The organism is Pseudonocardia sp. CA-107938 (genome assembly GCF_050936315.1).
GTDB lineage: Bacteria > Actinomycetota > Actinomycetes > Mycobacteriales > Pseudonocardiaceae > Pseudonocardia.
The window spans coordinates 939831-953550 of record NZ_JBNJNA010000001.1; the positions used below are offsets into that span (position 1 = coordinate 939831).

Genomic DNA, 13720 nt, shown 5'->3' on the forward strand with positions numbered 1-13720 from the left:
CGATCAGCGGGCCGGGCGGACCGTGCCGGTCACTTCCCCGAACCCGATCCGTGCACCGTCCGGACCCGGCGCCGTGGCCGAGATGGCGATCTCGTCGCCGTCGAGCAGGAAGGTGCGGTCCTCGCCCTTCACCTGGATCGGCTCGCGGCCGCCCCACGTCAGCTCGATGAACGCGCCGCGCTGCCGCTTCTCCGGCCCGGACACCGTGCCGGAGGCGAAGAAGTCGCCCGTCCGCGTCGACGCACCGTTGACGGTCATGTGCGCGAGCATCTGGGCCGGCGACCAGTACATCTCGCGGTACGGCGGCCGGGCGACCTCCTCGCCGTTCCACTCCACGACGAACTCGACGTCGAGCCCCCAGTCACCGCCGCCGCGGAGGTAGTCGAGCGGCTCCGGGTCCTGCCCGGGCAGCGGGATGCGCGCCTCCTGCAACGCGGCCAGCGGCACCACCCACGGCGAGATCGACGTGGCGAAGCTCTTGCCGAGGTACGGGCCGAGCGGCACGTACTCCCAGGCCTGGATGTCGCGGGCCGACCAGTCGTTGACCAGGAACGCTCCGAAGACGTGCTCGGCGAACGCCTCGACGGGGATGCGGTCGCCCAGCTCCGACCCGACGCCGACGACGAACCCGAACTCGACCTCGATGTCCAGCCGCCGGCTCGGCCCGTACGTCGGCGCCTGCTCGTCGGGCGCCTTGCGCTGGCCACAGGGCCGGACGACGTCGGTGCCGGAGACGACGACCGTGCCGGAGCGGCCGTGGTAGCCGACGGGCAGGTGCTTCCAGTTGGGGAACAGCGGCTCGGCGTCGGGTCGGAAGAGTCGGCCGAGGTTGGAGGCGTGGTGCTCCGACGCGTAGTAGTCGACGTAGTCGCCGACCTGGAACGGCAGGTGCAGCGTCACGTCGCGCACCGGGTGCACCGCCCCGTCCGGCACGTCGGCCGTGACGGCGGCCGCGATGCGTTCCCGCACCTCGGCCCACCGGGCCGGCCCCTGCGCCATGAACGGGTTCAGGGCGGGCTCGGCGAACACCTCGTCGCCCAGCAGCACGGACAGGTCAACCACCGAGTCGCCGACCCGGACCCCGACCCGTGGCCGCCCGCCGGCCTCGGAGAAGACCCCGTACGGCAGGTTCTCGACGCCGAACGGGGAGCCGTCCGGGATCTCGACGACGCTCACTGGTCGACCTCTCCTTCTGTGACGACGCTGATGATGCCGAGCGCGACGAGCTCGGCCAGCGGCTCGGTGATGCTGCACGTCCCGAACGAGGTGAACGCGGCCCGGGTGCGCGCCACGGCGGCCGCGTCGAGCGCCCGGACCTGCGCTGCGACGGCTGCCGGGTCGCGCTCGGCGAGCAGCGCCTGCGCGTCCGCCGCCGAGCCGCCGGCGAGCAGCGCGTCGGTGGCGAGCAGCAGGTTGAGGAAGCCGTGCTGCTCGAACCCGGTCTCCGGGTCGGTGTTGCGCACGGCGTGGTGTAGCCCGGCCGTCGCCTTGAACGGGACGCCGGCGGCGACCACGGCGGCGATGCTCGCGGCCAGCTCCGCGACGCTCGGGTACAGCTCGGCCCGGACCCCGCCGGTGCGGAACTTGGCCCGGTACCGGCCCCGCAGCCCGTCGACGATCGCCGGGCCGCGGCCGTCCCGCGGCACCTCGACGTAGACGTCGACGGGCGGGTCGGCCAGGTGCTCGAAGAACTCGGCGGCGCCCATGCCCGCGGGCACCGCGACCTCGACGGCGGCGAGCTCGACGGACAGCTCCGCGCAGGCGGCGACCACCGCGGGCAGCCCGGCCGGGCCACCGGGCAGCGTCACCGAGACGCGCAGGTCGGCGTCGGGTGCGTCGAGCTGGGCGAGCGCGGCGTCGGAGAGGACGAGCGGGCCGGCGAGGTCCGCGTACCAGCGGCCGCGACGATCCCGGTGGTCCCGCACGGCGTCGGGCAGCGGGGCCAGACCAGGCGGGAAGATCGCGGCGTCGTCGCAGAGCCCGGCGACGACGGCGGGGATGCTCACGCCGGCCCCCGGCCCGCCCACGTCCACGCGTACGCGGGGTCCTCGGAGGCGCGCCCGGCCTCGCCGAGCTCCAGCGGCCGGAACGTGTCGACCATGACGGCGAGCTCGTCGAAGAACTCGGCACCGATCGAGCGCTCGACGGCACCGGGCTGCGGGCCGTGCGAGTGCCCGCCGGGGTGCAGGCTGATCGAGCCCTGCCCGATCCCCGAGCCCTTGCGGGCCTCGTAGTCGCCGCCGCAGTAGAACATCACCTCGTCGGAGTCGACGTTCGCGTGGTAGTACGGCACGGGGATCGACAGCGGGTGGTAGTCGACCTTGCGCGGCACGAAGTTGCAGATCACGAAGTTCTGCCCCTCGAACACCTGATGGGCGGGCGGCGGCTGGTGCACCCGTCCGGTGATCGGTTCGAAGTCGGCGACGTTGAACGTGTACGGGTAGAGGCAGCCGTCCCAGCCGACGACGTCGAACGGGTGCGTCGGGCAGACGTACCGGGTGCCGGTGATGCCGCGGGAGCCGCGGTGCTTGACCAGCACCTCCACGTCGGTGCCCTCGACGACCAGCGGGCCCTCCGGCCCGTGCAGGTCGCGCTCGCAGTACGGCGAGTGCTCCAGGAGCTGCCCGTACCGGGAGAGGTAGCGCTTGGGCGGCGCGATGTGCGAGTTGGCCTCGATGGCGTAGAGCCGCAGGGGCTCCGATCCCGTCGGGATCCAGCGGTGCGTGGTGGCGCGCGGGATCAGCACGTAGTCGCCCTGCACGGCGGGCAGCGTGCCGAACACCGTCTCCACCGTCGCCGTGCCCGACTCGACGTACACGCACTCGTCGCCGACGGCGTTGCGGTAGAGCGGCGAGGTCTCGCCCGCGACGACGTAGGAGATGCGCACGTCGGCGTTGCCCAGCACGAGCCGGCGCCCGGTGACGGCGTCGACGGCCTTCCAGTCCGCACTGGTGAGCTCGTGCAGCTTCAGGTGCCGCGGGATGAGCGGGCGGTTCTCGGTGGTCGTCTGGTCGGAGAGCTCCCACGGGCTCGCGTCGACGATCGCCGACGGCACGCCGGAGTGGTAGAGCAGCGACGAGTCGGAGGAGAACCCCTCCTCGCCCATCAGCTCCTCGTAGTAGAGCCCGCCGTCGGGCCTGCGGTGCTGGGTGTGCCGTTTCGGGGGGACGGTGCCGACGCTGCGGTAGTGCACGGGAACCTCCGGCCGAGAAAGTAGTTTTCAGATTTACTATCTCCTGGTCAGGCTACCGCTCCGACCGGCACATCGGAAGGGTCAGTGCCGCTCGCGGACGTCCAGCCGGCCGTCGTCGGCGTGCCGGGTGATCAGCTTGTTCAGCAGCAGGACCAGCGTCCGCTGCTCCTCCTCGGTGAGCGACGCGGCCCAGCCGAGCTCCCGCTCGTTCTGCTCGCGGAACACGTCGAGCATCTCCGCCCGGCCGGCCGCGGTCAGCGACAGGCGCACCGAGCGGCCGTCCACCTCGGCCGGGGTGCGGTCCAGCAGGCCGTCACTCACCAGCGGTTTCGACAGGTTGGACACCGCGGCTCGGCTCATGCCGGCCAGCCGCGCGGCCGCGGACGGCTCCAGCGGCCCGGCGAGCCACACCACGAACATCAGCCGGAACGCCGACCAGGACCGCCCGCGCGGCCGGTGCACCGCCGCCTCGAGGTCGTAGGTGACGAGGTTGGACGCCCGGTTCAGCGTGAGCAGCACCTCGGTGGCGAGCTGGTGGGACGGGCCGAACTCCTCGGCGATGCGCCGGTTCGCCTGCGCCACGAACGACCAGAAGTCCAGCTCGCTCTCCTCCGACACGCGAGCACCGTACGCACCGCCGGTCAGCCGGACGGCACCAGCCGCCACACCTCGTCGGGGCGTTCCCAGTGCACGTTGTGGCCCGCCGAGCCGATCACCCGCGCCTCGGGGTCGACGCTGCGCATCGCGTCCGCCGTCACCATCGGGTCGTCGGCTCCGGCCGCGAGGTGCAGCGGCGCCCGGCTCGACCGGAGCAGCGCGCGGACGTCCGGGCCGACGACCGAGAGCGCGCGCGGATCCAGGGCGGCCCGGAAGCCGCCGTCCGTCGCGGTCGTCGCGGCGACCGGGTCGTCGGCGCTCGCGAGTCCGCCGAGGCCGGCGAGTCGCAGCGCGAAGTCGGCGGCCTCGGCCTCGGTGTCGAAGACCTTCGGCGGCCGCCCGGCGACGCGCCGCGCACCGGCCACGTCCTCCTCGCTCCACTCCAGCTTGACGCCGACGGCGAGGACGCTGCGGACCGGCACCTGGAACAGGTCACCCGCCAGCACAGCTCCCAGCACACCGCCGAAGGAGTGCCCGACCACGACGACCTCGTCGGCAGGGAACTCCGCGACGACCGTCGCGAGGTCGGCGGCGTGCACGCCGTAGCTGAACGGGGGCTGCGCGAGCGAGCGCCCGTGCCCGCGCAGGTCGGGCGCCACCCATCGGCCCGGCCACGTGATCGTCTCGAGCATGGGGCGCCAGACCGCGCCGTTCGCGCCCATCCCGTGGACCAGCAGCAACAGGCCGGGTCCGGCACCGCCGGTGGTGTAGGCGATGCCGGACGGCGTGACCTGGTGCTCCACGACGTCCGACCCTACCGAACGCTTGGTCGGAGACGGGCGACGATCAGGAGACCCAAGCCCAGAGGTCGACCGTCGCGCTGGTGTCGCTGTTGAGCTTGCAGTCGCCCTTGTAGACGTTGACCTTCGCGTTCCAGCAGTCGGCCCAGCCCTGCGGGGTGGCGGGGTAGGTGGCGACGACCTCCCAGTGGCCCGGGGTGGCTTCCGACGCCGCGGCGGTGCCGGCTGTCGCGAGCGCGGCCGCTCCGGCGACGAGGCAGATCGCGGCGAACTTCCTGATCATCATGGAGACACTCCGTCGGCAGTCGCAATGAAGATGACCGATCGGAAGCTAGGTCGCGCCGGATCGAGGCGACCAGCTTTTCGCCTGGAGGCCAAGAGGTTGACGCGCGGTGCGGGCCGTGCGCCGTCAGGCGCGGCGTTGCCGGGCCGCCTCGTAGAGGGCGATGGAGCCGGACACCGCGGCGTTGAGCGAGCTGGCCGTGCCGGCCATCGGGATGCGGACGAGCAGGTCGCAGCGCTGCGACCATGCGGCGCTCATGCCGCTCGTCTCGTTGCCGACGACGAGCAGCACCGGGCCGGTCAGGTCGACCTCGGCCAGCTCGTGCGGGGCGTCCTCTGCGGTGCCGACGACCTGGAGGCCTGCCTCCTTCGCCCAGTCGACGACGGCGTCCGGCCCGTCGGCGCGCACCGCGGGCAGCCCGAACAGCGAGCCGGTGGTGGCGCGCACGGTGCGCGGGTCGTAGAGGTCGGCGGCGTGTCCGGTCACGACGACGCCGTGCGCGCCGAGCGCGTCGGCGGAGCGGATGATCGTGCCGAGGTTGCCCGGGCTGCTGGGCCGGTCGAGCGCGACGACCAGCGAGTCCGCCGGGGTCGGGATGCGGTCGAGGTCGTCGGGCGGGATGCGCACGACGGCGAGCGCCTCGGGCGCCTGCTCGTCCTTCTCGCCGAGCTCGGCCATCAGCTCGGGGGCGAGTTCGAACTGCGCGGCCGAGGACGTGTCGCGCAGCAGGTCGGCGGCCCAGCCCGAGCGGGTACCGGCGCGGACCAGCAGCGCGTCGACCGTCCAGTTGTGGCGCAGCGCCATCGTGATCGGCCGGACGCCCTGCACCAGGAAACTGCGGCTGCGGTGCCGCTTCGACCGGTTGGTCAGCAGCGCCTGCCACTGCTGGAACGCCGCGTTGCGGCTGGTGACCGGTCGGGGTGCGGGCATGCGCGCGACCCTAGCGGCGCGGGGCGGTTGCGGTGATCAAGGGGAAAGGTCGTTCGGGATCGATCACGGAACGACCTTTTGCCCTTGATCAGCGATGCCTTCGCCGCGCCGCCCGCGTCCGCTCCACGACGAACGCGCTGGGGTGCAGCTCCCCCCCGGGCGTCGCCAGTTTGACCTCGCGCACGACCTTCAACCCTCGGGCATCCGCGACCGACCGGTTGAGCAGCGTCTTCTCCTCGGTCATCAGCACCGCCCGCCCGTCGGCGCGCAGGACACGGCCCAGCTCGGCGGCGAACGCCGGGTAGAGCGCGAGGTTCGTGGTGTGCGAGCCGACGAGCTTGCCGAACGGCATGTTCGTCACCACCCGATCGATCACGCCGTCCGCGTACGGGAGGTGGGCGGCGTCGGCGCGCGCGAACACCCCACCGGCGATCAGCGGTGCGTTCGCCCCCGCCGCGCGCAGCGCACCGGGATCGACGTCCGAACCGACCAGCACCGCGCCCGCGCCGACCGCCGCGGCCTCGACGAGCATCGTCGCCGCCCCGCAGAACGGGTCGAGCACGACGTCGTCGGCGCGGATCTTCGCCAGCTTGACCACCAGCGCCGCGAGCACGGGGTTGGCCGACGCCGGCAGCCGGGCCATCGCCGGGAAGCGCCGGGACCGGAACAGCGGCCCGACCTGCGCCACCAGCTCCCGACCGGCCTGCTCGACGTTCACGTCGTAGTCGCCGGGATCGTTCGTCCAGCCCAGACCGCTCGCGAGCTGCTCGGTGAGCGCACGGCGACCGGGCAGCTCGCCGACCCGGAACCGCTGCGCGTCCAGCACGGACAGCACGCCCGTCTCCCGCGAGCGCTGCAGGGTGGCCACCGGGTCGTCGCCCAGCACGATCCCGAACGCCGCGTACAGCCGCAGCGCCGCGATCGGCCTCAGCGGGCCGGCCAGATCCGCTACGACGGCATCGGCGGTGCGCCGGATGCCGGTGAGCAGCGGCGCACCCAGGTCGTGGCACTGCTGCAGCAACGGTTCGACGGCGCCGGGGAGGCTCGCCAGGTGGACCCGGTCGGCGACGGGCCGGTCCAGGTCGACAGGCGTCACGCCGGCCAGTACCGCTTCCACGCGTCGGCGTCGAGGGTGCGGGGGTCGTGGCCGTCGGCGCGGGCGGCGTCCTCGGCGGCGCGGACCTGCGCGTCGAAGCGCCGGGCCGCGGTGCGCAACTCGGCCTCCGGGTCGATCCCGGCCAGCTTCGCCGCAGCCGCGACGGCGAACAGCCGCTCGCCGACGCTCGGCCCGTCCGGCAGCAGCTCGGCGGGCAGCCCGGCCCGGGCGGTGCGGCTGGTCAGCTTCGCGGCCAGCGCCACGGCCGGTTGGCCGAGCGGCACCCCGTCGACGCTGGACGCCCGCTGCTTCTGGGTGCGCTTCAGCTCGTCCCAGTTCGCTTCCTGCTGCGCGGCGGTGGCCATGCGCTCCGTGCCGGCGAACACGTGCGGGTGCCGCTCGACGAGCTTCGTGACGAGGTCGCGGGCCACCTCGTCGATGCCGAACGGCTCCACCGCGTGCTCGGTGGCGATGCGGGCGTGGAACAGCACCTGCAGCAGGACGTCGCCCAGCTCCTCGCGCACGTCGGCGCGGTCGCCGTCCTCGATCGCCTGGTAGAGCTCGTAGCACTCCTCCACGAGGTACTGCAGCAGCGACTCCGGCGTCTGCTCGGCGTCCCACGGGCAGCCGCCCGGTGAGCGCAGCCGGTCCATCACGGCGACGGCGTCCAGCAGGGCGGCGCCAGGAGTCGCGGTGAGGACGACGTCGTCGGGGCCGGGCGGGTCGGCGGGATCGATCCGCTGCGCACCCGCGCTCGCGACGTCGGCATCGGCGACCGTCGCGTCCGCGAACACCCGCGCGGCAGCACGCAGGGCGGGCAGGTCCGCCGCGCTCACCGGCACGCCGATCGTGACCGCCATGTCAGGCGGGGAGCAGCACGCGACCGGCCGAGTCGCCCGCCGCGACGACCCCGAACCGCACCGGGTCCCACTCGCCGTAGCGGGGGTTGACGGTGACGGTGCCGGTCGTGGCCTGCGCGGCGCGCAGCCCGATCAGCAGGAGCTGCTGCTGGCTGAGGCCGGCGACGTCGTCGTCCTTGCCGGGTGCCGCGACGTCGCGCGCGACGACCCTCGCGACCGACCACGTCGCGTTGGCCTGGCTCGGCTGGTACGCGACCACCCCGCCCTGCGGGACGCCGAAGAGGACGGTGCCTGCGCGGTCCGGGTCCACCCGCGCGTCGGGATGGGCCTGATCCGGGGTTGCCCGGTACGTGACGCCCTTGCGCACCCCGGGGCCGGAGAGCGCCGCCTCCGCCGCCGGACCGCCGGTCGCGAGCGCGGTGGCCAGCTGCTCGGCCGTCGCGCGGTCGCGGACGGAGACCTCGTCGACGGTGACCGCGAGGTGGGCCGCGACCTTCCGGCCGAGCTCCTGCGCCGTGAGCTGAGCCGGGACGGCGCGCCGCAGGGCCCCGCGGAACGCCTCCGCCTTCGCGGCGATCGCCTGCTGGTCGGCCGGGCTGACGCCGCCGAGCGCCGCGCGCATGGTGCTGTCGATCTCGCTGTCGATCTGCGCCTGCGGGATCACCACCCCGGCTGCGGCCGCCGCCGGGACGACCACGCCTTCGGTCACCCGCGACGAGACGACGTCGCGCGCCATGTCGATCGGCTTCTCGTCGCGCGTCTGCGCCAGCTCCACCGCGCCGGGATCGCCCAGGACGCCCTCGACCTCGGTCTCGACCTGGCCCAGCGGGATCGTGCGATCGCCGATCACCGCTGCCGTCCCCGGCGCACCCGGACCGCCGCAACCGCTGATCACGGCGCCGACGATGGTCACGGCCGCGACCGCGCGCCCCACATGACTCCGCACGTGCGACACCTTCTCACGAGGGCATCGCCGGCCCCGCCCGGCCCCGGACGGGTTACGGTCGACCTCTCCTGATCATGAAAGGATGACATGACACGCACACGCTCGACCTTCGTCGCCGGGCTCCTCGTCGTCGTCGCGGCCGGGGGGCTCGCGACGGCGCTCCCGGCCACGGCCTCGGCGGCGCCGACCCTCGCCGTCGCGGACGCCGCGCAGCAGGCCACCGCGCCGCTGCGCGAGTTCCGCACGTCCGACAACAGCGGCACCTTCTACACGCTCAACGCTGCCGAGGCCGACCGCGCCGGCTCCCAGTTCGGGTTCCGCCCGACCGACGAGGCCCGCGGCATCACCCTGTACGCGGCAGCTGCCCCCGGCCGGGTCGAGGCCCACCGGCTCCGGCTCAAGACCGGCAAGGTGAGCTACCTGGTCTCGACGAGCCCCACCGAGATCCGCTCGCTGACGACGGGCGACAAGGCCGCGTTCGTCGACGAGGGCGTGCTCGGCTACGTCGACGCGCGAGCCGGCGCCGGCCAGATGGTGCTGCACCGCTACAGCAAGAACTCCGAGTGGCGCGTCGCCCGAGCGGACCGCGCCGACCTGCTCAAGGCCGGCTTCGCCGACGACGGCCCCCTCGGCGCGGTGCCCCGCGGCTGATCGTCAGGCCCTGATCGGCCAGGGCGCGCGGGCGCGGAAGTCGTCGAGCACAGCGGCGATCTCCGCGCCCGTCGCGTCCCGGGAGTCGGGCTCGTCCTCATAGCGCATCCGCAGCTCGCCCAGCGGCGCGAGCAGGCCGAACGGGTCGCTGGGGCGGTAGATCTCGACCGCGACGATGGCGCAGGCCGCGAAGTACGGTGTGTTGTTGCCTTCGGCGAGGGCGCTCGCCTCGTTCCAACAGATCAGGTCGAAGGACGGATCCGGTCCGTCGCTCGCGCCGAGGACGGAGCGGACCGGAACGTCCACGATCATCGGCTCGGCCGCGTCCCACGCGTCGAGCTGGACGTCATCCGGTGGGATGGCCAGGGGCTCGACGATCGGGCGGAGCTGCTCGAACGCATCGAGGCACCGCCGCTCGAAGTCGGACCCCGTCCGGCGCTGGCCGCCGTCATCGACGAACGAGTCGACCCGCCGCCACATGCGGATCGGCGTGAGGACCGAGTGATCGCTGTAGCCCTGGCGTCCACAGCCGCTGATGAAGCTGCACATCGCCAGCCCCAGCTGCCGATCGGCCCATGATCGGATGATCGCCCGTTCGGCCGCAGCGACCGCACGCACCCGCTCGAGCACTCCCGGCGGCCGCATTACCGAATGGTCACGAATGCATCGTGAGCGTTGTCCCTACACCGCCGATCACACCTGGACACCCGTGCACGATGACACATCGTCCACGTTGGCCGACAAGTCCGAAAGAATCGTTCACGACTGTGAACGCGCCGGCACCGGCACCACGTCGCGCAGGAGGGTGGCGAGCCAGTCCAGCAGTTCCTTGTCGCGCAGCGCGGCACCGCCGAGCCGGCCGCCTTCCAGCGGCTTCGGCACCTGGATCATGCGGGCCGCCGGCCGGTACTGGGACTTGGGGTGCAGCCGCTTGAGGCGCATCTGCGCGGAGTCGGGCAGGTCGACCGGGCCGATCCGGATGCCCGTCCCGGCCGCCGCGACCTCCGCGACGCCGAGCGAGCGACAGGTCTGCCGGAACGCGGCCACCGCCAGCAGGTTGCGCACGGGCTGCGGGAGCTCGCCGTAGCGGTCGGTGAGCTCGTCGACGATCGCGTCGAGCGCCGCCTGGTCGCCGGCCTCGGCGATCTTGCGGTACACCTCCAGCCGCAGCCGCTCGCCGGTCACGTAGTCGTGCGGCACGTGCGCGTCGACGGGCAGGTCGACCCGCACCTCGGCCAGCGACTCCTCCTCGAGCTCGTCCGCCCCGGCCTGCTTGCGGAACGCGGCGACGGCCTCGCCGACGAGCCGGATGTACAGGTCGAACCCGACGCCCGCGATGTGCCCGCTCTGCTCGGCGCCCAGGATGTTGCCGGCGCCGCGGATCTCCAGGTCCTTCATCGCGACGGCCGCGCCTGCGCCCAGCTCGGAGTGCTGGGCGATGGTGGCGAGCCGGTCGTGCGCGGTCTCGGTGAGCGGGTGCTCGGGCGGGAACAGGAAGTACGCGTACCCGCGTTCGCGCCCGCGACCGACCCGGCCGCGCAGCTGGTGCAGCTGGGAGAGCCCGAGCGTGTCGGAACGCTCGACGATCAGCGTGTTGGCGTTGGAGATGTCCAGCCCGTTCTCGACGATCGTGGTGCACACCAGCACGTCGAACTCGTTGTGCCAGAACCCGTTGACGGTGCGTTCGAGCAGGTCCTCGTTCATCTGCCCGTGCGCGACGGCGATACGGGCCTCCGGCACCAGCTCGCGCACGTGCCGGGCGGCGCGCTCGATCGAGCTGACCCGGTTGTGCACGTAGAACACCTGGCCGTCGCGCAGCAGCTCGCGCCGGATGGCGGCCGCGACCTGCTTGTCGGAGTAGGCGCCGACGTAGGTGAGCGTGGGGTGCCGGTCCTCCGGCGGGGTGGTGATCGTCGACATCTCGCGGATGCCGGCGAGGCTCATCTCCAGCGTGCGCGGGATCGGTGTCGCGGAGAGCGTCAGCACGTCGACGTGCGTGCGGAGCGCCGTGATGTGCTCCTTGTGCTCGACGCCGAACCGCTGCTCCTCGTCGACGATCACGAGGCCGAGGTCCTTCCAGCGGACCCCCTTCTGCAGCAGTCGATGCGTGCCCACGACGACGTCGACGGTGCCCTCGGCGAGCCCCTCGATCGTCTCCTTCGCCTCGCCCGGATCGGTGAACCGCGAGAGGCCCTTCACCGTGACGGGGAACGCGCGCATCCGGTCGGTGAACGTTGCGAGGTGCTGGGTGGCCAGCAGCGTCGTCGGCACGAGCACGGCGACCTGCTTGCCGTCCTGCACCGCCTTGAACGCCGCGCGGACGGCGATCTCGGTCTTGCCGAAGCCGACATCGCCGGAGATCACCCGGTCCATCGGGACCGGCGCCTCCATGTCCCGCTTGACCTCGTCGATGGCGGAGAGCTGGTCGGGCGTCTCGGTGAACGGGAACGCGTCCTCCATCTCCCGCTGCCACGGCGTGTCCTTCGCGAACGCGTGCCCGGGCGCGGCCTGGCGGGCGGCGTACAGCTGGACGAGCTGCGCGGCGATCTGGCGGACGGCCTTGCGGGCGCGGCCCTTCGTCTTCGCCCAGTCGGCGCCGCCCAGCTTGTTCAGCGTGGGCACCTCGCCGCCGACGTAGCGGCTGATCTCGTCGAGCGCGTCGGTGGGCACGAACAGCCGGTCGGCCGGCTGGCCGCGCTTCGACGACGCGTACTCCAGCACCAGGTACTCGCGGGTGGCCCCGGAGACGGTGCGCTCGCGCATCTCCACGAACTTGCCGATGCCGTGCTGGGAGTGCACGACGTAGTCGCCGGGCTTGAGGGTGACCAGGTCGACGGCGTTGCGGCGCTTGGTGGCGAGCTTGCGCGGCTCGGTGAGCCCGGCTCGGTTGCCCGTCAGGTCGGCCTCGGAGAGCACCGCGAGGCCGGCCGTGGTGAAGCCGTCGGTCAGCCGCCCGCACGTCACCGTGACCAGGCCCTTGTCCGGCGCGTCCACCAGCTCGTCGACGCGCACGGCCGGCACGTCGGCCTCGCGCAGCTGCTCCAGGAACCGCTGCGCGGTGCCCGCGCCGCCGACCACCAGCACGGCCGCGCCGCCGGTGGTGGCGTGCGCGCGCAGGTCCACGAGCGCGCGGTCGGTGTCGCCGCGGTAGGACTCCACCTCGTGCACGGGCGGGGCGAGCACGCCCTCCGCGCCGGAGAGCAGCGGGTTGAGCGTGACGACCGGTCGGCCCGTCGCCGTCGCGTGCTCCAGCACCACGCCCAGGTCGCGGTACGCCGACGCGCCGACGTCGACGGGCGCGTCGCCGCCGGCGCCGGCCGCGAACCAGGACGCCTCCAGGAACTCCTGCCCGGTGCGGACCAGATCGGCGCTGCGCGTGCGGATCCGCTCGGGGTCGGCCAGCAGCACCAGCGAGCCCGCCGGCAGCAGGTCGGTGAGCAGCTCCAGCTCGCCGCCGACCAGCGCCGGCACCAGCGACTCCATGCCCTCGCTCGGGATGCCCTCGGCCAGGTGCTCCAGCAGCTCCCGCAGCGGCGCGTTGTTCTCGTGCTCGCGGGCGAGCTTGCAGGCCCGCTCGCGCACGGGCTCGGTGAGCAGCAGCTCCCGGCAGCCCGGCGCCACCAGCTCGTCGACGGGCGCGACCGAGCGCTGGTCCGCCACGCCGAACGTGCGCAGCTCGCTCACCTCGTCGCCCCAGAACTCGACGCGCACCGGGTGCTCGGCCGTCGGCGGGAACACGTCGACAAGGCCGCCGCGGACCGCGAACTCGCCGCGCGCGGTGACCATCTCCACCCGCGTGTACGCCAGCTCCACCAGGCGCACGAGCAGCGCGTCGAAGTCGTACTCGGTGCCGACCCGCAGCTCGATCGGGTCCAGGGCGCCCAGCCCGGGCGCGATCGGCTGGATCAGGCTGCGCGCGGCCGCGACGAGCACGCGCGGCGGCGCGTCACCGGACAGCCTGCGGAAGATCGCGAGCCGGCGTCCGACGGTGTCCGGCCGGGGCGAGAGCCGCTCGTGCGGCAACGTCTCCCAACTGGGCAGCAACGCCACCGCCGACGCGTCGCCGAGCAGGTCGGTGGTGGCCGCCGCGAGGTCCTCCGCCTCCCGGTCCGTTGCGGTGACCGTGAGCACCGTGCGGCCCACGGCCAGGCCTGCGGCCAGGAACGGGCGCAGCGCGGCAGGCCCCTCCACCTGCAGGGCGGGGGTCTCGACCGCGCGCAGGTCACGCGCCGCGTCGACGACGGTGGCGAGATCAGGATCGGCGAGGGCGGAACGGAGCAGACCGGAGAGCTTGGCCACGGGAGGAGACAACCCCTTGAACAGCGATGGGCGCACGCGGACAGACCCCTGCCCAGGTCGAATGG

The 13720-nt window shown here is 73.4% G+C and carries 13 protein-coding genes; 1 reads left to right on the plus strand and 12 read right to left on the minus strand.

All coding sequences use genetic code 11. From position 1 onward, the window contains the following. Positions 1–3 precede the first annotated feature (3 nt). The 10 genes from fahA to ACQEVB_RS04635 form a co-directional block, all read right to left on the minus strand. On the minus strand, positions 4–1176 hold the full coding sequence (gene fahA, locus ACQEVB_RS04590) for a fumarylacetoacetase (RefSeq protein ID WP_432965431.1): 1173 nt from the start codon (positions 1174–1176) through the stop codon (positions 4–6). Continuing rightward, entirely contained in the window at positions 1173–2006 is an 834-nt protein-coding gene (locus ACQEVB_RS04595; RefSeq protein WP_432965434.1) for a hypothetical protein, read from the minus strand. Before ACQEVB_RS04595 ends, fahA begins: the two co-directional genes overlap by 4 nt. After that, on the minus strand, positions 2003–3193 hold the full coding sequence (locus ACQEVB_RS04600; protein ID WP_432965437.1) for a homogentisate 1,2-dioxygenase: 1191 nt from the start codon (positions 3191–3193) through the stop codon (positions 2003–2005). Before ACQEVB_RS04600 ends, ACQEVB_RS04595 begins: the two co-directional genes overlap by 4 nt. 81 nt (positions 3194–3274) lie before the next feature. Next, the gene (locus tag ACQEVB_RS04605; RefSeq protein ID WP_432965440.1) at positions 3275–3811 is read right to left on the minus strand and encodes a MarR family winged helix-turn-helix transcriptional regulator; all 537 of its coding nucleotides are present in this window, start codon (positions 3809–3811) and stop codon (positions 3275–3277) included. A gap of 23 nt (positions 3812–3834) precedes the next feature. Further along, positions 3835–4593, minus strand: coding sequence for an alpha/beta fold hydrolase (locus ACQEVB_RS04610; RefSeq protein ID WP_432965443.1), 759 nt, complete (start codon positions 4591–4593; stop codon positions 3835–3837). Positions 4594–4636: 43 nt separating this feature from the next. Then, positions 4637–4876 carry a hypothetical protein gene (locus tag ACQEVB_RS04615; RefSeq protein WP_432965446.1) on the minus strand — a complete coding sequence of 80 codons (240 nt, stop codon included), beginning with the start codon at positions 4874–4876 and terminating at the stop codon, positions 4637–4639. Positions 4877–4999: 123 nt separating this feature from the next. After that, positions 5000–5803, minus strand: a complete 804-nt coding sequence (locus ACQEVB_RS04620) for a TrmH family RNA methyltransferase (protein WP_432965448.1) — start codon at positions 5801–5803, stop codon at positions 5000–5002. An 88-nt stretch (positions 5804–5891) separates the two neighbouring features. Then, the gene (locus tag ACQEVB_RS04625) at positions 5892–6899 is read right to left on the minus strand and encodes a TRM11 family SAM-dependent methyltransferase (protein WP_432965451.1); all 1008 of its coding nucleotides are present in this window, start codon (positions 6897–6899) and stop codon (positions 5892–5894) included. Continuing rightward, positions 6896–7759: a MazG family protein gene (locus ACQEVB_RS04630; protein ID WP_432965454.1), complete on the minus strand. Its 864-nt coding sequence runs from the start codon at positions 7757–7759 to the stop codon at positions 6896–6898. The genes ACQEVB_RS04625 and ACQEVB_RS04630 overlap by 4 nt, the downstream gene beginning before the upstream one ends. A 1-nt stretch (position 7760) precedes the next feature. Then, entirely contained in the window at positions 7761–8705 is a 945-nt protein-coding gene (locus tag ACQEVB_RS04635) for a hypothetical protein (protein ID WP_432965457.1), read from the minus strand. Between the two features lie 87 nt (positions 8706–8792). On the opposite strand from ACQEVB_RS04635, the gene ACQEVB_RS04640 reads away from it, so the two are divergent. Further along, positions 8793–9356, plus strand: coding sequence for a hypothetical protein (locus tag ACQEVB_RS04640; RefSeq protein ID WP_432965460.1), 564 nt, complete (start codon positions 8793–8795; stop codon positions 9354–9356). Positions 9357–9359: 3 nt separating this feature from the next. On the opposite strand, the gene ACQEVB_RS04645 is transcribed toward ACQEVB_RS04640, so the two are convergent. Beyond that, positions 9360–10001, minus strand: coding sequence for a hypothetical protein (locus tag ACQEVB_RS04645; RefSeq protein WP_432965463.1), 642 nt, complete (start codon positions 9999–10001; stop codon positions 9360–9362). 114 nt (positions 10002–10115) lie between these two features. Further along, entirely contained in the window at positions 10116–13655 is a 3540-nt protein-coding gene (mfd, locus tag ACQEVB_RS04650; RefSeq protein ID WP_432965466.1) for a transcription-repair coupling factor, read from the minus strand. Positions 13656–13720: the final 65 nt, after the last annotated feature.